An 18,992-nucleotide genomic window follows, 5' to 3' on the forward strand; every position below is an offset into this window, starting at 1 on the left:
TTTATTCTCCTTTTACCAAGTTATAAGTAATACAAATAGGTTTGTTTGTTCGGGGATCCCGTCCAATGTCGGCATCAATATGAAACACTTGTTTCAGCACCTCACGTCTCATGACTTCCTCGCAATCTCCAACTTTTACAATTTCACCGTTTTTTAAAGCAATAATATGATCAGCAAAACGGGCAGCTTGATTTAGGTCATGAAGGACCATAACAATTGTGCGTTCCTGTTCTTTATTCAGCTTTTGCAAAAGCTCCAGTACTTCCAACTGGTGGGCCATATCTAAATAGGTCGTCGGTTCATCAAGGAAAATAATTTCTGTTTCCTGAGCAAGAGCCATGGCAATCCAGACACGCTGACGCTGGCCTCCTGATAGTGCATCCACCGGCAGGAATTTAAAGTCCTGTGTTCCGGTAACCTCAAGGGCCCAATCAATGACTTCATAATCTTTTTTCGTCAAGCGCCCAAACCCTCTCTGGTAAGGAAAGCGTCCATAAGAGACTAATTCACCGACTGTCAGGCCGCTTGCACTCTCGGGTGTTTGTGGAAGAATCGCCATTTTTCTGGCGAGTGCCTTTGTATTTTCCTTTGCAATATTTTCTCCATCTAAAATGACTGTTCCCGACTGATGAGAAATAATCCGGGTGATGGCCTTTAATAAGGTGGATTTACCACAGCCATTTGAGCCGATAATCGTTGTAATTTTTTTATCGGGAATTTCTACGCTCAGCCCTTTGACAATTAAGCGCTCGCCATAACCTACATGCAAGTCATCTGTATAGAGACGAATCATAGCTTCACTTCCTAAAATTTGTTGATAATGATTATCAATATCGTTTATATGCTTACTATAATTGCCCCTTATTCAGTTGTCAATGGCTATTTTCGTTGTAAAAGCAAGAGAAAAAGGTTATATTAATTGATAATGATAATCAATAACAATTAGTTGCCAAGGGGTGAATGGGAATGGAAAGAGCAGAATTGTTCGATGTGACGATTATTGGTGGCGGACCAGCAGGTCTTTATTCAGCGTTTTATAGCGGGTTAAGAGAAATGAAAACAAAGCTGATTGAGTATCAGCCCCAATTAGGAGGAAAGTTGCATGTTTACCCGGAAAAGATGATTTGGGATGTGGGGGGTCAGCCTCCTATACCAGGGGCAAAATTAATTGAGCAGCTTGTAGAGCAGGGGTTAACATTTAATCCGGAGGTCGTATTGAATGAGAAAGTAGAGTCAATTACCCGGGATGAAGAAGGAATCTTTATGTTACATACGGCTTCCGGGCGAAAGCATTTTTCCAAAACCGTGATTGTCGCTGTCGGCGGCGGAATATTAAATCCGCAAAAGCTTGAAATTGAAGGGGCAGAAAGGTTTGAAGTGTCTAATTTAAACTATACGGTTAAATCTTTGAAACGCTTTAAGGATAAAACGGTCATTATTTCAGGAGGCGGAAACTCGGCGATAGACTGGGCGAATGAATTAGAGCCTATCGCTAAAACGGTGTATGTAACTTATCGAAAAGCAGCGTTAAATGGACACGAGGCACAAGTGACACAGCTGATGAATAGTTCGGCGATTTGTTTTTTCCATACGTCCATTACAAAGCTGATTGCCTGCAAAAATCATGAAGTGATTGAACGGGTTGAGCTTACCAATCATCAAACAGGCCAGATCGCATATTTGCCTATTGATGAAGTGATCATTAGCCATGGCTATGAGCAGGACAAGACATTTCTTGAAAGCAGTAAATTGAATATTGAAAGAGCAAATGAGTACTTTATTGCCGGCACCGCCGCCAGCGAGTCATCGGTAGAGGGGCTTTATGCTGCCGGGGATATCCTAAAACATGACGGCAAGGTGCATTTAATCGCCGGAGCTTTCCATGATGCAGCGAATGCAGTCAACAAAGCAAAACAATTTATTCAGCCAGGTGCTGCAGAATATGGGATGGTATCCTCGCATAATGAGAGGTTTAAAGCACGTAACAGAGAATTAGTGAAACAATTGGTTAAATAATAAGGAAACCTCCCTTTAGTGGGAAGTTCCTCTTTATCGTTGCTTAAAAAAACACTGGGATCCATGGGACCATCAAAAGAGTAATAAGTGCAGCCAGAATCATAGATAAACTGGAAATGGTCCCTGTAATTGAACTAAACTCAAAAGCCTTTGACGTGCCGGCGCCATGTGCTCCTGTACCAAGCAGGACACCTCGGGCAATTTCATTTTCGATCCGAAAAAGCTGAATAATAATTGGGCCAATAATAGAGCCGAGCAACCCTGTCATAATAACAAATACAGCTGTAATTGCTGGGATGCCGCCAATGCTTTCAGAGACTCCCATGGCAATAGGAGTAGTGACAGAACGAGGAATAAGGCTATCAACAATTTGTGTGTTTAAGTGCAGTACTTTAGCAATAGCCATAGATGAAAAGATAGCTGCAATTGAGCCTGACAGCACACTGATGATAATTTCAGCTGCATGTTTTTTTAATATATTGAAATACTTATAAAGCGGAATGGCAAACGCAATCGTTGCTGGTTCAAGCAACCGGCTCAGCCACTGTGCTCCCATATCGTATGATTCGTAAGATGTGTGTGTCAAAAATAAACAGCCGACAACGAGTACCGGCACTGTGAGTAGGGGAGACAAATACACTTTTGGCTTCCGTTTGTAACACCATTTAGCTCCCCAATACAAACATATAGTAAAAACGAGACTATAGAGAGCGATCATGATGAGTGTCTCTGCTCCTTTCTTTCAGCAATTTTTTTAGCTGTTAGCCCCGTACAAGCCATCACGATGGCTGTGCTTAGAACGATCACTAATGTGACATAAAGGCCATCATTCATTAACACATTTTTATATTTTACGATTCCCACAGCAGAGGGGATGAAGAACAATAACAACTCGGCAAGAAGCCAATTCGCCCCTAGTTCAACCCACTCAATCCGGACGATCCTCGTTTGCAGCAGAATAAACAGAATGAACATGCCTAAAATACTTCCTGGAATTTTTAAATGAAGCCAGTTAACGAGCTGGTCCATGCCTAGAGAAAAGGCGCATAAGAGGATGATTTGAACAATGCTTTTAAGGAAAATCCTCATGTCATTTCCTCCCTTCAAAGAAAAGTGTACTTCATCTGCTTTCATAGGTAAAATGCATATATAGAATAAATGGCATTCCTTTTATCTATAGCTAAAAAGGAGAAGGAAAATGGATATCCGGCATTTACAATATTTTTTAAAGGTTGCCGAGCATAAGAGTTTTACAAAGGCAGCTGAGTCTTTATATATTACACAGCCAACGATTAGCAAAATGATTAAGAGCATTGAAGAAGAGTTGGGAGTTATATTGTTTAACCGTTCAGGCAAGCAGATCGAATTAACAGATGCCGGGCAAGTTATTTTTGCTCAGGCACAGGATATTGTTCATTCGTTTCATCATCTCTCAACAGAGTTGGATGATTTAATGAATTTAAAAAAGGGCCGTATCACTATTGGTCTGCCTCCAATGATTGGGTCTAGTTTTTTTCCTAAAGTATTGGGGAAGTTTCGTGAACAATATCCGGATGTCGTGATTCATCTTGTAGAAGACGGAGCAAAGAAGGTAGAGGCGGATGTGGAAAGCGGTTTGCTCGATATTGGGGTGGTGCTGTCGCCAGCAAATGAGGCATTGTTTCATTCCTTTTCACTCGTAAGAGAAAAGGTGATGCTGCTCGTTCACCCGTCTCATCCACTAGCGGAAAAAGAAAAAGTAACTTTGGCAGAGCTGCAGCAGGAGTTTTTTATTTTTTTTCGTAAAGATTTCGCCCTCCACGACCGGGTGATTGCAGAATGTGTACGAAAGGGGTTTCAGCCGCAGGTCATATATGAAAGCTCGCAATGGGACTTTATTAGTGAGATGGTAGCTGCCAATCTTGGCATTGCCTTTCTCCCGGAACCGATTTGTCGGGAACTAGATAAGGAGAGAATTCGGGTTTTGCCGCTTGTAGATCCGATAATTCCTTGGCATCTGGTAATGATTTGGCGTAAAAATCGGTACCTTTCGTTTGCAGCGCGTGAATGGCTGAGATTTACTGAAGATTTATTTGGAGGCAGGAGCGATTGACTGCTCCTGCTCCTCCAAGGAGTAAGTAAGAAACAAAAGCTGGCAGGGGGCCGGTTTAATGCTCTTCCAGATTATTTAAGGATACGTGTTGTTCTTTTTCCGGTTCATCCAAAGGGTAGATTCTGGCTGTTTCATTCTGTTCATCTACGTGTTGGATGTAAACAGGCACTCCCTGATAGGTCACATTCATCATAACAGGTGAAGTAGCAATTTCTTTGGCACGCTGTTTGTTCATGGGCTGGCCTCCTTATAATTTACTTCTTTTCTAATATTGGCATGAAGCTGATCGTATATTCTGTGTTTTGCCACAGGCTGCTATTATTTTAGAATAGGGCGTTCATGAAGCTGCATGTTAAAATGTAAGCACAAAATGTTTGTTCTCAAATAAGGGAATCCATTTGAAAAGGTGGTTATATGAAAAAATTTATTGTGGTCGGTGCAGGAATTTTAGGAGCATCAACAGCGTATCACTTGGTGAAAGCAGGAGCGAAAGTCACTGTTATTGACCGGCAAGATCCTGGTCAAGCAACGGATGCGGCAGCCGGTATCATTTGTCCATGGCTGTCTCAGCGGCGAAATAAGGCCTGGTATGCGCTTGCCAAAGGAGGAGCGGCGTACTATGCTTCGCTGATTGATCAGCTTGAAAAAGACGGGGAAACAGAAACAGGATATCAGCAAGTGGGAGCAATTAGCCTGCAAACGGATGCCGGAAAACTCGAAAAAATGAAAGAAAGAGCACTGAAGAGGCGGGAGGATGCGCCAGAAATCGGTGAGGTCTGTCTGCTTACTTCTGCTGAAACGTCCGCCTTATTTCCGTCCTTATCGAAAGACTTTGCTTCTGTGCATGTGGGCGGGGCAGCGCGCGTGAACGGTCGTGCCTTGCGAGCGGCGCTTCTGCGAGCGGCACAAAAGCAGGGCGCTGTACATATACATGGCTCTGCGGAGCTGATGAAGACAGGCAGTGAAATCACCGGCGTACGAGTAAAAGGCAAGGAGCACGAGGCAGACAGTGTAATTGTAGCAGCCGGAGCATGGGCAGGTGAATTATTGGCGCCGCTTGGATTAAGTTTTCAAATCACCTCCCAAAAAGCCCAAATTGTTCATCTTCAACTGGAGAACACGGAGACTGGGAGCTGGCCGGTTGTTATGCCGCCAAGTGACCAATATATTCTTGCGTTTGAGGAAGGACGGATTGTCATTGGCGCTACACATGAGGAACATGAAAATTTTGACCGCCGTATTACAGCCGGCGGCTTACAGGAAGTTTTTGATAAAGCCTTATCTGTCGCACCAGGGTTGGCTGATGGGACATTTGTGGAAGCACGCGTTGGCTTTCGCCCTTTCACGCCGGGGTTTCTGCCGGTGATCGGGAAGGTGCCAGGCTTTGAAAATCTTCTTCTTGCCAATGGTCTAGGTGCTTCTGGATTAACAGCCGGACCGTTTCTTGGCGCACAGCTTGCCAAACTTGCTGTTGGTGAAGCCGTTGATATTGATTTACAGCTGTACGATGTAGCAGGAGCCATTCATTCCTAGGCTGCTCTTTTATCCAAAATCTTCTTTTTTAAATTAGCCAATCCCGGGTATAACACTAATGACGAAGCAACCAGGGGAGGAAGCAGGATGAAGTGGAGAGGAAGAAGGGAAAGCTCCAACGTTGAAGATAGAAGAGGAATGAGTGGAGGAACGCTCCTCGGGGGAGGAATCGGCGGTTTGATTCTTATCCTCGTCTTTACTTTTCTCGGCGGCGATCCGACGGATTTGATGAACAGTCTGCAAACGACAGATAATAATAACAGCGGCTCTTATGAAGAAACGGAGCAGGAGAAAGAGCGTTCAGAGTTTGTATCTGTTGTATTGGCGGATACAGAGGATGTATGGTCAGAAATCTTTAGGCAGGAAGGGTTGGTCTATAAAGAGCCGACGCTGGTTTTGTATACAAATAGTGTGCAATCCACCTGTGGAACATCGAGTGCATCAGTGGGACCATTTTATTGTCCAGGTGACCAAAAGCTTTATATTGACTTAAGCTTTTATGATGAGTTACAGCAAAGGTTCGATGCACCCGGAGATTTTGCGATGGCTTATGTGGTTGCTCATGAGGTAGGACATCACGTCCAAACGCTTCTCGGAACAAGCGACAAGATTATGCCGCTCCGGCAGCGTCTCAGCGAGGAGGAGTTTAACAAGTACCTGGTCCGCTTTGAGCTGCAGGCAGACTACTTGGCTGGTGTATGGGCCCGCCATGCTCAAGGAATGGGACTGCTAGAGGAAGGCGACCTTGATGAAGCACTAAATGCTGCAAGTGCTGTCGGCGATGATACCCTTCAGAAACAGGCGAGAGGATATGTTGTTCCTGAAAGCTTCACTCATGGAACATCCGAGCAGAGAAAGCGCTGGTTTTACAAAGGGTTTCAGTCGGGAAGCTTAGAGGGTGGAGATACATTTAACGCCCGCGACTTATAAAAGCATGTAACTGAAAAAGTTGTTTGTGAAAAGCCTTGCGCAATGGGAAGAAACGCTTCTTTTTGCACAAGGCTTGTTCTAACTAATCCAATTGTATGTTCAGGCGCTCTTTAATAAAACCGATAGCTTCTTTAATGTGACTGACCGTGTAGTCTGCTTCGTGTAGGCCAATGCCAATGGCTATACCGGCCTCCCTTAGCATTGGCAAGTCGTTAGCGCTGTTTCCGGCTGCTATCACTTGCTCTTTCGTGATACCTTCCCAATCCATAATAATATTTAGAGCAACCCCTTTGTCAATCCCAGGAGGGACGATTTCAAAGCTGTCATCAGGATGGACATAAAACGTGTATTCTTGATCATCAATCACATGATGATAATAATGGGTAACGAAGTCTAAAAGCTCGTCACGCACTTCCTGCTTCATTGGAAAAACAGCAAAGTTAGTGAAATTCGGTTGTATCCAGGCGGTATGGCCAAAATTCTTTTGAACAAGTGAGCGCAGATGATCCAGCTTTTGCTTTCCTGATGGATGGACTTCATGAGTAAATACTTTTTTAGGAGGAAAGCCGATTTGATAGTAAATATGCGCGCCGTTTTCTCCAGCTATGATAGGCTCTTTTAACCCTAGCTGCCTTCCTAAGCCTCCTAAGTACATCGCAGGGCGGCCTGATATAATAGCGATCTTTATTCCTTGATCCTCAGCCTTTCGTAAAAATTGAAGTATATCTGGATGAATCGGCCTATCAGGATCGGAAAGCGTATGATCTAAATCAAAAGCAAGCAGCTTATACATAGGCAGAACTCCTCTGAATTTTTTATATAACTTGATGTGGGAACGTTCCCACATCAAATATTTTAACATGGTGCGAAGACATTGTCATTCAACTGGAAAATATTGTTTTACAAAAGTGGAGAGATGGTCTCTTCTTCTTTGTTTCAAAGCAGCTTTAATTGCGGTATAATATAATCTGCGCATGATTAAGCAACGTACTTGATTCGTTATATATAATCGTCACAAGCTCCTTTGAAATAGCGTTGAAAAGCCAGTTTGTTTTGCATTCATCATTTAATTTAGATTCAAAGTGGAAAGAGAGTGTTTACGATGGGACGTAAATGGAACAATATTAAAGAGAAGAAAGCAGCAAAAGATGCTAACACAAGTCGCATATATGCTAAATTTGGGCGTGAAATTTATGTAGCGGCCAAACAAGGTGAACCTGATCCAGAATCGAATCAGGCGCTAAAGTTTGTACTGGAACGTGCTAAAACATACAGTGTGCCAAAACATATTATTGACCGCGCGATTGAAAAAGCAAAAGGCGGATCAGATGAGAACTATGACGAACTTCGTTATGAAGGTTTCGGTCCAAATGGATCGATGGTTATCGTTGATGCTTTGACAAATAACGTAAATCGTACAGCGTCAGAGGTGCGGGCTGCCTTCGGCAAAAACGGCGGCAATATGGGTGTAAGCGGATCGGTTGCTTATATGTTTGATGCGACAGCTGTTATTGGAATTGAAGGAAAAACAGCCGATGAAGTATTGGAGATTTTAATGGAAGCAGACGTTGATGCTAGAGACATCATAGAAGAAGATGACGCAGTCATCGTTTACGCTGAGCCAGACCAGTTCCATGCGGTGCAGGAGGCATTAAAGGGAGCCGGCATTACAGAATTTACGGTGGCTGAGCTGACAATGCTGGCACAAAATGAAATTGTTCTGCCAGAAGATGCACAGGATCAATTTGAAAAGATGATCGATGCCCTGGAGGACTTGGAAGACGTTCAGCAAGTGTATCATAATGTAGATTTAGGAGAGTAAGAATACTAAGCAGACCTTTGCCTCAGCAAAGGTCTGCTTTTTTGTTGTTTGTAAAATTAAATCGTGTAACGTTTAAAAAATTGTAAATAGTGCGTGCTTTCCCTATCTTGAATTTTAAAAATAGTTAGAATATGATATATACTTATTATCATTTTTAAGGTCAAGGAGGATAGGATCATGCCGTGGATCATTCACCCAAGTTCTATACATAAATGAACGACGTAGAAATTCTTATGTGAAATGTTAAGTATGGTCATTTTAGAATAGGGTGGAGGAAGTATTCGATGTCTAAAACGAAAAAGGATTTCACAATTGTTTTGAAAATTATTCCTAAGGTTCTTCAAACCATATTAAATGTCTCTCTGATTTTTCTTGCTATCATTTTATCTTTTTTATTAGTGAAAGAGCTGATTGTTTTCAGCCAAATTTTAATAGAAAGAGGGGCGAATGATTACAAGCTTTTCCTCGCGAATATTCTTATCTTTTTTCTATATTTCGAATTTATCACAATGATCGTTAAATATTTTAAGGAAGATTATCACTTTCCGCTTAGGTATTTTCTATATATCGGCATCACGGCTATGATTCGGCTTATTATTGTTGACCATGACCATCCTATCAACACATTGCTTTATTCACTTGTTGTTTTAATTTTGATTATTGGTTATTTTATAATGAATCTTACCCCGCACGAAAGGCCGGAAGTACGGTGGTTCTTTAGAAGGGAAAATTCAAATGAAGAGTAGTTTTTAGGACTGTTCTTAAGCCTTTGTTTTCTGGGCTTTTGAATGGTCCTGTTCGTTTATAAAGGCAAGATGCAAATAATAAGAGATTAAAAAGTAGTGTGTTATAATGAGGTCTTGATATGCACAGCTCTATAAGTAGAGAGGATTTTTCTCATGTTCTCGCAATCATTTCTACAGTTAAACACAATTTTTATTAGTATATTAATAGAAGCGATTCCATTTGTATTAATTGGCGTTTTCATTTCTGGATTTATTCAAATGTTTATCACAGAGGAAATGATAGCGAAAGTTATACCGAAAAACCGTTTTTTGGCTGTCCTGTCTGCAGCGGTCATTGGATCTTTATTCCCAGCCTGTGAATGCGGCATCGTACCGATTGTCCGCCGGCTTCTTTTAAAAGGCGTTCCTTTGCATGCCGGCATTGCGTTTATGTTAACGGGACCTGTAATTAATCCAATTGTTCTGTTTTCAACCTATGTTGCGTTTGGCAATCAGTGGGATATGCCTCTATACCGGGGTGGCTTGTCATTTATCGTAGCTATTTTAGTGGGGGCTATTATTTCGTGGCAGTTTAACGAAAACCAACTTTTGGAGAAAGGTTCAGCACATGACCACTGTCATACTCAGGGAAAGCAGACATTCATCCATAAGTTTGTTGGTATGCTGCGTCATGCCGCAGAGGAATTTTTCTCGGTCGGTAAATATTTGATTATCGGAGCATTTATTGCAGCAGCTATGCAAACGTACGTTAAAACTTCCACTCTATTAGAGATTGGACAAACGGAAGCAGCTTCTCATCTTGTTATGATGGGCTTGGCTTTTGTTTTGTCTCTTTGTTCAGAGGCTGACGCTTTTATCGCCTCTTCTTTTAGAAGTACTTTTTCCACCGGCTCCCTAGTTGCTTTTCTCGTTTTCGGAGCGATGGTCGATATTAAAAATCTTCTTATGATGTTAGGTACATTTAATAAACGATTTGTATTGTATTTAGTTGCATATATTATGATTTTTGTATTTATTGGTTCATTGTTGATTTAAAGGAGGGAATGGGATGTTTCGAATCTATATTTTATTGCTGTTTACCTTTTTCTTTTTTCATCTCCATGCTTCCGGAAATATCACTAAATATATCAATATGAAATATGCATATTTATCATACAGCGCGATTTTTATTTTTGCGCTTCTTACCGTTGTTCAGGCCTATGACTATTTTAAGGGATCAGGGGAGTCAGCCGATGAGACATGCTGCGACCATGATCACGAACACGAAAAGGATAAGCCTTTTTACCAGCGGTGGCTTTTCTATCTTGTTTTTGTGTTTCCTTTAGTAGCAGGTTTGTTTTTCCCGGTTGCTACACTGGATTCAACAATCGTTAAATCAAAGGGGTTTTCATTCAAGCCGATGGAACAAATAGAGGCTGCCGACCATTATGCCCAAACTCAATATTTAAAGCCTGATACGAGTGTCTATTACGGCAAAGAGGGGTATGATGAGCTGATGGAAAAGGAGTTAGCTAAATATGCCTCTAAGCAGGAGATCGTTTTAGATGATGCTCAGTTTTTAAAAGGAATGGAAACTATTTATGATTTTCCAGGGGACTTTCTTGGAAAGAGCATTGAGTTTGATGGTTTTGCTTTTCATGGAGAGAGTACGGATAAGCGACAGCTGTTTGTGCTTCGTTTTGGTATCATTCATTGTGTTGCAGATTCAGGGGCTTTTGGGATGCTAGTTGAATTCCCGGAAGAAACAAATCTTCAAGATGATGACTGGATTCATGTGAAAGGCACCTTGTCATCCATTTATTATCAGCCGTTCAAGTCAACGATCCCAGTATTGCTTGTAAAAGAATGGCATCCGATCGATAAGCCAAAAGATCCTTATGTCTATAGAGGGTATTAATATCTTGAAGCTGAATGATAAGGGCTTTTATGCTAGATTGTAGTTGAAGGACTAATGAAGAAATTGGAAAGGGTGGTTTGCATGGGACAGTGTAATATTGATCATTCACAACAAGATGTGATTCAAAAGCTGGAAAGCCAAAAAGAATTTCTTTCGACATCTTTATATGAAAATTTGTACAAGTTTTTAAAAGACCAGCACGCACAGCATACGCTAAATGAACTTTTCCACTTACTTAAAAAATATGATCTATCCTCCCAGGAAGAGCAAGAAACAAGAAATGAAAAGCTAAGGCAGCTCGTTAAGGGATAAAAGATTTAAAGGCATGGTATAAAAAATAGCCTGCCCGGTCAGCAAATAAACGTACAATAAGCAGAAACAGCAACGCCCGGCAATCCATTTATTGATGATTGCCGGGCGTTTTGTATGAAAAGCTATTCCATCATGTCGGCTACAATCTCATACGAACGCAGCCGGTCTTGGTGGTGAAAAATTTGTGAATTAACGATAATTTCATTCGCTTTTGTTTCTTCCAGGAAGCTGGAAAGTTTTTGCTGAACAATTTCAGGTGTACCAACAATAGTAGCCCGTGAATCCAGCGTTTTCTCAATGGCGGCTCGTTCAAATGGACTCCAAACTTGATCAATATCATCAATAGGCGGCTTCAACTGTGTGGGTTCGCCCCTTCTTAAGCTTAGAAATTGCTGCTGTTGAGAAGTGGCTAACCACTGAGCTCTTTTTTCCGTATCAGCGGCAATAATATTTACTCCAACCATAGCGTACGGCTCCTGAAGCACACTGGAAGGGGTGAAGTTGTCGCGATAAATTTTTAAAGCTGGAAGTGTATATTCTGCCGCAAAGTGACTGGCAAAAGCAAAAGGCAAACCTTTCTGAGCAGCAAGGCGGGCGCTGAAATCGCTTGAGCCAAGCAGCCAGATTGGAATGTCCAAGCCCTCGCCAGGAAACGAACGTACACGGGCAGAGGGACTTCCTTCAAAGTAAGCTTGGAGTTCGTCCAACTGCAGCGGAAAATCCTCGACGCGGCTATGAAGTGTGCGGCGTAGTGCAAAAGCGGTCGCCTGGTCGCTGCCAGGGGCACGGCCAATGCCGAGATCGATCCGGCCGGGATACAAGGACTCGAGTGTTCCAAATTGTTCGGCTATAACAAGCGTCGCGTGGTTCGGCAGCATAATGCCTCCCGATCCGACGCGAATATGCTTGGTCGCTCCGGCGATATGGCCGATGATTACGGACGTCGCTGAACTGGCAATGCCCGGCATATTGTGATGCTCAGCCAGCCAATAACGGTGAAATCCCCATTTTTCCACGTGCTGAGCGAGGTTGGTACTATTCTTAAAAGACTGTGCTGCATTGCTTCCTTCGTTAATAGGAGCAAGATCGAGCACAGATAAAGGAATGCCTTGGAAGTGTTTTGGTTTTATTGCAGTCATCATTTCCCCTCCTTATGGGTTCTGCAATAAGAAATAATACAGTGTTTGAGATCAATCTTCCAATGAACTGCCTGAGAAGCTGGATGATATAGCCCTGATGATCTACCTGATTTGCTTTCCCCGTTCTTTTAATAACATGATGGTGTATAGAAGCATAGATAAAAACACTGAGACAGCTGAGGCTAAGTAAATGTCCTTGTAACTGAGCAAAAAGGCGATTTGACCAAAGGCTACTGCTCCAACGCCTACACCAAGATCAAAAAAGGAGAAAAACGTCGCATTGGCCATCGCTTTTCGGTTGTTTGGCGCCTGATTAACTGACCAGGCTTGCAAAGCAGGATTGACACTGCCGAAACCTGTGCCATATAGCGCTGCTGCTATAAAAAGAGCTGTAGAGTTAGGAAGCCATGCAAGCAAAAGCATAGCGATAAAAATAATGAAAGATCCTGGGAGAAAAATAGCGATATGCCCTTTTCTATCATAAATTCTGCCAGCAAATGTTCGGGTAATCATGAGAAAGAGAGCGAAAATCAAAAAGTACATTTCAATTCCGCCAATGCCTTTTTGCGCTGTGTACAAAGGTAAAAAAGAAGAAATCCCACCAAACGTAATTGTGATAAAGAACAGTAGCACGGATGGTTTAACTGCTGTTTTTTCTAAAATGTCAAATCTGCCAGGAGACTCTTTCTTTAAAGAAGGTTCTGCCTTCTTGTAACGTACCCTGGTTGACAGGATGAGTGCAACCACACCCAGACCGGCACAAATCATAAACAACTTTGCAAAGGAGATTGAGCTAGCCAGAGTTAATCCCAAGGCGGGGCCGATCGCCATAGCAAGGTTACCGGAAAGCCCGAAATAGCCCATCCCCTCACCGCGTCGTTTAGGAGGGATTAAGTCAGTCGCAATTGTGCCGGTGGCTGTTGTTGAAAAGCTCCAGCCGATTCCCTGAATAATGCGCAAGGCAAGCAGAAAGGCAATACTGACAGCAAAACCGAAAGAACCAACTGAAAAGACAAAAATAGCGAGCCCGAGCATATAAATGAGCTGACGTCCTCTCTTTTCTAACGCATGGCCTACATAAGGCCGGAGCAAAAGAGCAGAAAAAGTGAAGATCCCTGTAATAATACCGATGGACTGCTCGCTGCCCCCCAGATGTTCAACAAAAAGAGGTACGGTCGGCAATGTCATTTGAAATCCGAGAAAAATGAAGAAATTTGCCAAACAAATAAGAATAAAGTCTTTTGTCCAGATTTTATCCGCTTTTGTCCGTATGTATGCTTGCCCGGTCATATCATCCTTCCTTTCAGTTGTGACAAGTAAAAATTATATAACTTATATAAAAGAGTACTGAAAGCCAGCAGTGAACGCAAATGCTTGACATAAAGAAGCTACATTCGGCTGCTTCTGAATAAAAAGAACTGATTTAATAACCTATCAAGCAGGCATTAAATCAGTTCTTGTCGTCGCTTTATCAAATCCTTCAACGCTGCTTTAGAATTGGCCGAACGAATCTCTTACCATTTTAAGCATGCCAAGCTGAGATAAATTAGCTATACCACAGAGTGAAAGGGAGATTTCCGTTTCACGGGTGAAGTTCTCAATAACCTTTTCTATTCCCTGTTGTCCATGAGCCGCCAGGCCATAAAGGAATGGTCGTCCAATTAAAACCGCATCCGCACCTAGTGCAAGAGCTTTAATCACGTCAGTGCCCCGCCGGATGCCGCTATCAAATAAAACAGGCACCCTTTTTTGGACAGCCTCCGCAATAGCAGGGAGAGCATCAATAGAAGCGATCGTTCCGTCGAGCTGTCGTCCTCCATGATTGGAAACGACTAGGCCGTCTACCCCATATTCTAATGCCCTTTTTGCATCTTCAGGGTGTAAAATACCTTTTAACAAAACAGGCAAGTTGGTTCTTTCTTTCAGCTTGGCGATATGGTTCCAATGAAGAGATAACGTTTGCATGTTTTCCAGCATAGACGTAACGATTGCTTCCTCATCATGGCTCTTTAAGGCATTCATAAAGGCAGGATCACTTTCGTAATTCGCTTTCCCAAAGCCTTTAGCGAGCGGGGAAAATTGATTGCGAATATCGGTTTCACGGAAGCCTGTTCGAATTGTATCCACTGTCACGACAATGGCTTCATAACCTGCATTCTCCGCTCTTTCCGCCATGCTGAAAGAAACATCTTCGTTGTTAGACCAATAAAGCTGAAACCATTTAGAGCCCGTTGGGGCGGCCGCTGCTACTTGTTCAATAGAATGGCTTGCTACTGTACTTAATACGAAAGGAATTCCTAAAGCGGCGGCGGCTCTAACAGAGGCCAATTCTCCCTCGGGATGAGCAAGCTTTTGCATGCCGATCGGTGCCAGCAGAAACGGCCGCTTATATGTGCGGCCAAATAATGACACGCTCATGTCGGCATTAGACACATCGCTTAACATTCTCGGAACAATTGCCCATTTGCCAAAGGCTTCTTCGTTCCTTTTAGCTGTTTCTCCTTTTCCAGCACCCGAGCTGGCATAGCCGTATCCACCAGCCTGCATGAGACTCGCCGCTTTTTGCTCCCACTCATCAAATGAAAGCGGAAATTCGATTTCTTTACTGACTTCTTCAGCTGGTATTAGCTGTTCTGGTTGACTCATTTGCAGGACCTCACTCTTCTATTATTTTGTGTCATTTCCTAAGATAAATTTCGAATTTTCTTTCTTTTATTATTGTAAGGTTTATTTTTCCACTTGTACATACGTTTCAGATGGATATATTGCCATCTGAAATAGAAAGACCGGCTGAAGGCCGGTCTCTTGTGTTTAAATATTTAATTCCTGACGCTCTTCCGGTGTGAAGACACGCGACCTCGTTAAAAATCGCTTGCCTTCAGGACCTTCGAGGGAAAACATCCCACCACGTCCGTCAACGACATCAATGATCAGCTGTGTATGTTTCCAGTATTCATATTGGGCTTCACTAATATAAAAAGAGGAGCCGCCAATTTTACCAAGCAGTACGTCACTATCGCCTGTTAAGAATTCACCCTCCGGATAACACATTGGGGAGCTGCCATCACAGCAGCCTCCCGATTGGTGAAACATAAGGGGACCGTATTTTTGCTTCAGCTTGTCAATTAATTCAAGGGCAGCAGGGGTGGCTGTTACACGTTCAACCATTTAAATACGCTCCTTTCCGCTAGTGCAGAAGATGCTGTGCTTGTAAGTATTAGAAGAATCCAAGGGCATCCTCGCTGTAGCTGACGAGCAGGTTTTTCGTTTGCTGGTAATGAGACAACATCATCAAATGGTTCTCACGGCCAACGCCCGACATTTTGTAGCCGCCGAATGCCGCATGGGCCGGATACTGATGATAACAGTTTGTCCAGACACGCCCTGCCTGAATGCTGCGGCCGAAGCGATAGGCCCGGTTCACATGGCGAGACCAGACACCGGCGCCCAGCCCATACAGCGTATCATTGGCGATCTCCAGTGCTTCTTTTTCATCTTTAAAGGTGGTCACAGAAACGACCGGTCCAAAAATTTCTTCCTGGAAAATTCTCATGTTGTTCGCTCCTTTAAAGACGGTTGGTTTTACATAATACCCATTTTCAAAGCCTGCGACCGTATTTTTGCCGCCGCCCACCAGGCATTCTGCTCCTTCCTGGTTGCCGATATCAATATAAGAAAGGATTTTCTCCATTTGCTCACTGGAAGCCTGGGCCCCCATCATCGTATCGGTATCAAGCGGATTGCCCGTCTTGATTTGCTTGACACGTTCAATCGCGCGCTCCATAAATTGATCGTAAATACTTTCATGAATCAATGCACGGGAAGGGCATGTACAAACTTCCCCTTGGTTTAAGGCAAAAAGCACAAAGCCTTCGATCGCTTTATTTAGGAAAGCATCATCTTTTTCCATGACGTCGTCAAAGAAAATGTTCGGTGACTTGCCTCCAAGTTCCAGGGTGACAGGAATCAAATTTTGCGAAGCATACTGCATAATCAGGCGGCCCGTTGTCGTCTCGCCTGTAAAAGCAATTTTGGCAATGCGTTTATTAGAGGCGAGCGGCTTGCCGGCTTCGAGCCCAAAGCCATTCACAATGTTTACGACTCCTGGAGGAAGCAGGTCCTGGATCAGTTCCATAAAGACTAAAATAGAAGCTGGCGTCTGTTCTGCCGGTTTTAGCACGACACAGTTGCCGGCCGCAAGGGCGGGAGCGAGCTTCCACACGCCCATAAGAAGCGGGAAGTTCCAAGGGATAATTTGGCCGACGACACCGAGCGGCTCATGGAAATGATACGCAACCGTGTCATCATCAATCTGGCTAAGCGATCCTTCCTGTGCACGGATCGCACCGGCAAAATAGCGGAAATGGTCAATCGCCAGCGGTAAATCGGCATTCAACGTTTCCCTTACGGCCTTTCCATTGTCCCATGTTTCGGCTACCGCCAGCTTTTCAAGGTTTTCTTCCAGGCGGTCGGCAATTTTATTTAAAATATTCGCTCGTTCGGCCACGGATGTCCGCCCCCAAGCATCTTTAGCCGCATGAGCTGCATCTAAGGCAAGTTCAATATCTTCTGCCTGCGAGCGAGCTACCTCGCAAAATACTTCCCCCGTCACCGGTGAAATATTTTCAAAGTACTGGCCGCCTACAGGCGCCTGCCATTCTCCATTAATAAAATTTTCATATCGTTTCTTAAAGGTTACTTTTGACCCTTCCTGGCCTGGATTTGCATAAATCATTGCGACTCCCCCTTTAAAAATTGAAAATTCATATTGTTTGAAAAAATCACTTACATTCTCATCATCCATATTTAATAGATGAAAGTCAACTCATATACTTAGAGACTAATAGATTATTAATCGCTTCATTCTGCGTCCTCCTAATGATTCTTCTTGCACGATAGTCTTAATTTATATTGAGGGTTGACTATTTATGACAAAAATAATAAATAACAATTTCTTATTTAAAATAATTATAATTTAGTATTGATTTTTCTTTGAGAAGTGTTATCATTAAGTTACTAACAAAATAATGATGAGGTGACAAGGATGACAAATAATCGACTAACAACAAGCTGGGGAGCCCCGGTAGGCGATAATCAAAATTCACAGACAGCCGGACAACGCGGACCGACATTAATACAAGATGTTCATTTACTTGAGAAATTGGCACATTTCAACCGTGAACGCGTACCGGAACGGGTCGTTCATGCAAAAGGAGCTGGTGCACACGGCTATTTTGAAGTGACAAACAGTGAGATTGCCAATTATACGAAAGCAGACTTTTTGTCTGAGGCTGGAAAGCGCACTCCATTGTTTATTCGATTCTCAACTGTAGCAGGCGAACTGGGTTCAGCAGATACAGTTCGTGATCCACGTGGGTTTGCTGTGAAGTTTTACACAGATGAAGGGAACTATGACTTGGTAGGAAATAACACGCCTGTTTTCTTTATTCGTGACGCTATTAAATTCCCGGATTTTATTCATACACAAAAACGTGATCCGCAAACACACTTAAAAAATCCAACAGCTGTGTGGGATTTCTGGTCATTATCTCCGGAGTCGCTTCATCAAGTAACGATTTTAATGTCGGATCGCGGTATTCCGGCAACCCTTCGCCATATGCATGGCTTCGGAAGTCATACATTTAAATGGGTGAATGATAAAGGGGAAGCCGTTTGGGTGAAATACCATTTTAAAACAGACCAAGGTGTTAAAAATTTAGATGTCGGGCTAGCTGCAAAATTAGCAGGAGAAAACCCTGATTATCATACAGAGGATTTGTTCAATGCGATTGAGCAAGGAAACTATCCTTCTTGGACGCTTTACGTACAGATTATGCCAATGGAAGATGCCAACACATACAAATGGGATCCGTTTGATGTGACAAAAGTTTGGTCGCAAAAAGACTATCCATTAATTGAAGTCGGAAAGATGGTACTGAATCGCAATCCAGAAAATTACTTTGCTGAAGTAGAGCAGGCCACTTTCTCCCCGGGCACATTTGTTCCTGGAATTGAAGCCTCTCCTGATAAGATGCTTCAAGGCCGCTTGTTTGCGTATGCGGATGCTCACCGTTACCGCGTAGGTGTTAACCATAATGCACTGCCGATTAATGCACCGAAATGTCCGGTTCACAATTATCAACGTGATGGCCAAATGCGTTTTGACGGCAACGGCGGCAAATCCGTCTATTATGAGCCAAATAGCTTTGGCGGTCCGAAAGAGGCGCCGGAAGCTAATGTTACACCATTTGAGGTAACAGGCCAGGCAGGTACTCATAATTATAATCATGACGACCATTACACACAGGCAGGCGACCTCTACCGCTTGATGAGTGAAGAAGAGCGCGCACGCCTTGTAGCAAATATTGTCGATGCCATGAGGCCAGTAGAAAGTGAAGAAATTAAACTTCGCCAGATCCGTCATTTCTATAAAGCTGATCCGGAATATGGTACACGTGTAGCAGAAGGGCTTGGTCTTGCTGTACCCCAGGAAGCATAATGTAAT

At 43.0% G+C, this 18,992-nt stretch carries 20 protein-coding genes; 10 read left to right on the forward strand and 10 right to left on the reverse strand.

Annotation, left to right across the window (positions count from 1 at the left end; genetic code table 11):
* Nucleotide 1 precedes the first annotated feature (1 nt).
* Nucleotides 2-793, reverse strand: coding sequence for an ABC transporter ATP-binding protein (locus tag MKZ02_RS03185; RefSeq protein ID WP_120035598.1), 792 nt, complete (start codon nt 791-793; stop codon nt 2-4).
* A gap of 173 nt (nt 794-966) precedes the next feature.
* Between MKZ02_RS03185 and MKZ02_RS03190 the strand changes: the two genes are divergently transcribed.
* Nucleotides 967-2,016 (forward strand): NAD(P)/FAD-dependent oxidoreductase, encoded by a 1,050-nt coding sequence (locus tag MKZ02_RS03190; RefSeq protein WP_340851821.1) that lies wholly within the window; start codon nt 967-969, stop codon nt 2,014-2,016.
* 43 nt (nt 2,017-2,059) lie between these two features.
* On the opposite strand, the gene MKZ02_RS03195 is transcribed toward MKZ02_RS03190, so the two are convergent.
* Together MKZ02_RS03195 and MKZ02_RS03200 are read right to left on the reverse strand one after the other, a co-directional pair.
* A complete protein-coding gene (locus MKZ02_RS03195; protein WP_340851823.1) occupies nt 2,060-2,734 on the reverse strand; it encodes a CidB/LrgB family autolysis modulator in 675 nt (224 codons plus the stop codon).
* Nucleotides 2,731-3,105, reverse strand: coding sequence for a CidA/LrgA family protein (locus tag MKZ02_RS03200; RefSeq protein ID WP_120035592.1), 375 nt, complete (start codon nt 3,103-3,105; stop codon nt 2,731-2,733). The genes MKZ02_RS03195 and MKZ02_RS03200 overlap by 4 nt, the downstream gene beginning before the upstream one ends.
* A 109-nt stretch (nt 3,106-3,214) precedes the next feature.
* Between MKZ02_RS03200 and cidR the strand changes: the two genes are divergently transcribed.
* The gene (gene cidR / locus MKZ02_RS03205) at nt 3,215-4,108 is read left to right on the forward strand and encodes a cidABC operon transcriptional activator CidR (protein ID WP_340851827.1); all 894 of its coding nucleotides are present in this window, start codon (nt 3,215-3,217) and stop codon (nt 4,106-4,108) included.
* 55 nt (nt 4,109-4,163) lie between these two features.
* On the opposite strand, the gene MKZ02_RS03210 is transcribed toward cidR, so the two are convergent.
* Nucleotides 4,164-4,343: a small acid-soluble spore protein H gene (locus MKZ02_RS03210; RefSeq protein WP_120035588.1), complete on the reverse strand. Its 180-nt coding sequence runs from the start codon at nt 4,341-4,343 to the stop codon at nt 4,164-4,166.
* A gap of 179 nt (nt 4,344-4,522) precedes the next feature.
* On the opposite strand from MKZ02_RS03210, the gene MKZ02_RS03215 reads away from it, so the two are divergent.
* Nucleotides 4,523-5,641 carry an NAD(P)/FAD-dependent oxidoreductase gene (locus MKZ02_RS03215; RefSeq protein WP_120035586.1) on the forward strand — a complete coding sequence of 373 codons (1,119 nt, stop codon included), beginning with the start codon at nt 4,523-4,525 and terminating at the stop codon, nt 5,639-5,641.
* A gap of 87 nt (nt 5,642-5,728) precedes the next feature.
* Nucleotides 5,729-6,571, forward strand: coding sequence for a KPN_02809 family neutral zinc metallopeptidase (ypfJ, locus tag MKZ02_RS03220; protein ID WP_340851830.1), 843 nt, complete (start codon nt 5,729-5,731; stop codon nt 6,569-6,571).
* Between the two features lie 82 nt (nt 6,572-6,653).
* Here ypfJ and MKZ02_RS03225 read toward each other — a convergent pair whose 3' ends face one another.
* Nucleotides 6,654-7,364, reverse strand: a complete 711-nt coding sequence (locus MKZ02_RS03225; RefSeq protein WP_340851832.1) for an HAD family hydrolase — start codon at nt 7,362-7,364, stop codon at nt 6,654-6,656.
* A gap of 309 nt (nt 7,365-7,673) precedes the next feature.
* On the opposite strand from MKZ02_RS03225, the gene MKZ02_RS03230 reads away from it, so the two are divergent.
* The 5 genes from MKZ02_RS03230 (at nt 7,674) to MKZ02_RS03250 (ending at nt 11,348) form a co-directional block, all read left to right on the forward strand.
* Nucleotides 7,674-8,393, forward strand: a complete 720-nt coding sequence (locus MKZ02_RS03230; RefSeq protein WP_120035579.1) for a YebC/PmpR family DNA-binding transcriptional regulator — start codon at nt 7,674-7,676, stop codon at nt 8,391-8,393.
* 284 nt (nt 8,394-8,677) lie between these two features.
* A complete protein-coding gene (psiE, locus tag MKZ02_RS03235; protein WP_340851833.1) occupies nt 8,678-9,139 on the forward strand; it encodes a phosphate-starvation-inducible protein PsiE in 462 nt (153 codons plus the stop codon).
* A gap of 153 nt (nt 9,140-9,292) precedes the next feature.
* Entirely contained in the window at nt 9,293-10,174 is an 882-nt protein-coding gene (locus tag MKZ02_RS03240) for a permease (protein WP_340851835.1), read from the forward strand.
* A 13-nt stretch (nt 10,175-10,187) separates the two neighbouring features.
* On the forward strand, nt 10,188-11,036 hold the full coding sequence (locus MKZ02_RS03245; protein WP_340851837.1) for a TIGR03943 family putative permease subunit: 849 nt from the start codon (nt 10,188-10,190) through the stop codon (nt 11,034-11,036).
* 81 nt (nt 11,037-11,117) lie between these two features.
* A complete protein-coding gene (locus MKZ02_RS03250; protein WP_120035570.1) occupies nt 11,118-11,348 on the forward strand; it encodes a group-specific protein in 231 nt (76 codons plus the stop codon).
* 122 nt (nt 11,349-11,470) lie between these two features.
* On the opposite strand, the gene MKZ02_RS03255 is transcribed toward MKZ02_RS03250, so the two are convergent.
* From MKZ02_RS03255 to adh, 5 genes are all read right to left on the reverse strand, one after another.
* Nucleotides 11,471-12,487, reverse strand: a complete 1,017-nt coding sequence (locus MKZ02_RS03255; protein WP_406909545.1) for an LLM class flavin-dependent oxidoreductase — start codon at nt 12,485-12,487, stop codon at nt 11,471-11,473.
* Between the two features lie 102 nt (nt 12,488-12,589).
* Nucleotides 12,590-13,777: an MFS transporter gene (locus tag MKZ02_RS03260; protein ID WP_340851840.1), complete on the reverse strand. Its 1,188-nt coding sequence runs from the start codon at nt 13,775-13,777 to the stop codon at nt 12,590-12,592.
* A 201-nt stretch (nt 13,778-13,978) separates the two neighbouring features.
* Nucleotides 13,979-15,133 (reverse strand): alpha-hydroxy-acid oxidizing protein, encoded by a 1,155-nt coding sequence (locus tag MKZ02_RS03265; RefSeq protein WP_340851842.1) that lies wholly within the window; start codon nt 15,131-15,133, stop codon nt 13,979-13,981.
* Nucleotides 15,134-15,298: 165 nt separating this feature from the next.
* A complete protein-coding gene (locus tag MKZ02_RS03270) occupies nt 15,299-15,655 on the reverse strand; it encodes a DUF779 domain-containing protein (RefSeq protein ID WP_120035562.1) in 357 nt (118 codons plus the stop codon).
* A gap of 49 nt (nt 15,656-15,704) precedes the next feature.
* The gene (adh, locus tag MKZ02_RS03275) at nt 15,705-17,222 is read right to left on the reverse strand and encodes an aldehyde dehydrogenase (RefSeq protein WP_340851843.1); all 1,518 of its coding nucleotides are present in this window, start codon (nt 17,220-17,222) and stop codon (nt 15,705-15,707) included.
* Between the two features lie 309 nt (nt 17,223-17,531).
* On the opposite strand from adh, the gene katA reads away from it, so the two are divergent.
* A complete protein-coding gene (gene katA / locus MKZ02_RS03280; protein ID WP_340851844.1) occupies nt 17,532-18,986 on the forward strand; it encodes a catalase KatA in 1,455 nt (484 codons plus the stop codon).
* Nucleotides 18,987-18,992: the final 6 nt, after the last annotated feature.

The sequence above is a fragment of the Pseudobacillus sp. FSL P4-0506 genome (assembly GCF_038003025.1).
Taxonomy (GTDB): Bacteria; Bacillota; Bacilli; order Bacillales; family Domibacillaceae; genus Pseudobacillus.

Excerpts from the sequence above, each read along its gene's own strand:
- psiE (WP_340851833.1), top strand. The coding sequence starts at position 8,678 with ATGTCTAAAACGAAAAAGGATTTCACAATTGTTTTGAAAATTATTCCT.
- ypfJ (WP_340851830.1), top strand. The coding sequence starts at position 5,729 with ATGAAGTGGAGAGGAAGAAGGGAAAGCTCCAACGTTGAAGATAGAAGA.
- MKZ02_RS03260 (WP_340851840.1), bottom strand. The coding sequence starts at position 13,777 with ATGACCGGGCAAGCATACATACGGACAAAAGCGGATAAAATCTGGACA.
- MKZ02_RS03245 (WP_340851837.1), top strand. The coding sequence starts at position 10,188 with ATGTTTCGAATCTATATTTTATTGCTGTTTACCTTTTTCTTTTTTCAT.
- MKZ02_RS03240 (WP_340851835.1), top strand. The coding sequence starts at position 9,293 with ATGTTCTCGCAATCATTTCTACAGTTAAACACAATTTTTATTAGTATA.
- MKZ02_RS03225 (WP_340851832.1), bottom strand. The coding sequence starts at position 7,364 with ATGTATAAGCTGCTTGCTTTTGATTTAGATCATACGCTTTCCGATCCT.
- MKZ02_RS03265 (WP_340851842.1), bottom strand. The coding sequence starts at position 15,133 with ATGAGTCAACCAGAACAGCTAATACCAGCTGAAGAAGTCAGTAAAGAA.
- MKZ02_RS03195 (WP_340851823.1), bottom strand. The coding sequence starts at position 2,734 with ATGATCGCTCTCTATAGTCTCGTTTTTACTATATGTTTGTATTGGGGA.
- MKZ02_RS03185 (WP_120035598.1), bottom strand. The coding sequence starts at position 793 with ATGATTCGTCTCTATACAGATGACTTGCATGTAGGTTATGGCGAGCGC.
- cidR (WP_340851827.1), top strand. The coding sequence starts at position 3,215 with ATGGATATCCGGCATTTACAATATTTTTTAAAGGTTGCCGAGCATAAG.
- MKZ02_RS03230 (WP_120035579.1), top strand. The coding sequence starts at position 7,674 with ATGGGACGTAAATGGAACAATATTAAAGAGAAGAAAGCAGCAAAAGAT.
- katA (WP_340851844.1), top strand. The coding sequence starts at position 17,532 with ATGACAAATAATCGACTAACAACAAGCTGGGGAGCCCCGGTAGGCGAT.
- MKZ02_RS03200 (WP_120035592.1), bottom strand. The coding sequence starts at position 3,105 with ATGAGGATTTTCCTTAAAAGCATTGTTCAAATCATCCTCTTATGCGCC.
- MKZ02_RS03270 (WP_120035562.1), bottom strand. The coding sequence starts at position 15,655 with ATGGTTGAACGTGTAACAGCCACCCCTGCTGCCCTTGAATTAATTGAC.
- MKZ02_RS03215 (WP_120035586.1), top strand. The coding sequence starts at position 4,523 with ATGAAAAAATTTATTGTGGTCGGTGCAGGAATTTTAGGAGCATCAACA.
- MKZ02_RS03250 (WP_120035570.1), top strand. The coding sequence starts at position 11,118 with ATGGGACAGTGTAATATTGATCATTCACAACAAGATGTGATTCAAAAG.
- MKZ02_RS03255 (WP_406909545.1), bottom strand. The coding sequence starts at position 12,487 with ATGACTGCAATAAAACCAAAACACTTCCAAGGCATTCCTTTATCTGTG.
- adh (WP_340851843.1), bottom strand. The coding sequence starts at position 17,222 with ATGATTTATGCAAATCCAGGCCAGGAAGGGTCAAAAGTAACCTTTAAG.
- MKZ02_RS03210 (WP_120035588.1), bottom strand. The coding sequence starts at position 4,343 with ATGAACAAACAGCGTGCCAAAGAAATTGCTACTTCACCTGTTATGATG.
- MKZ02_RS03190 (WP_340851821.1), top strand. The coding sequence starts at position 967 with ATGGAAAGAGCAGAATTGTTCGATGTGACGATTATTGGTGGCGGACCA.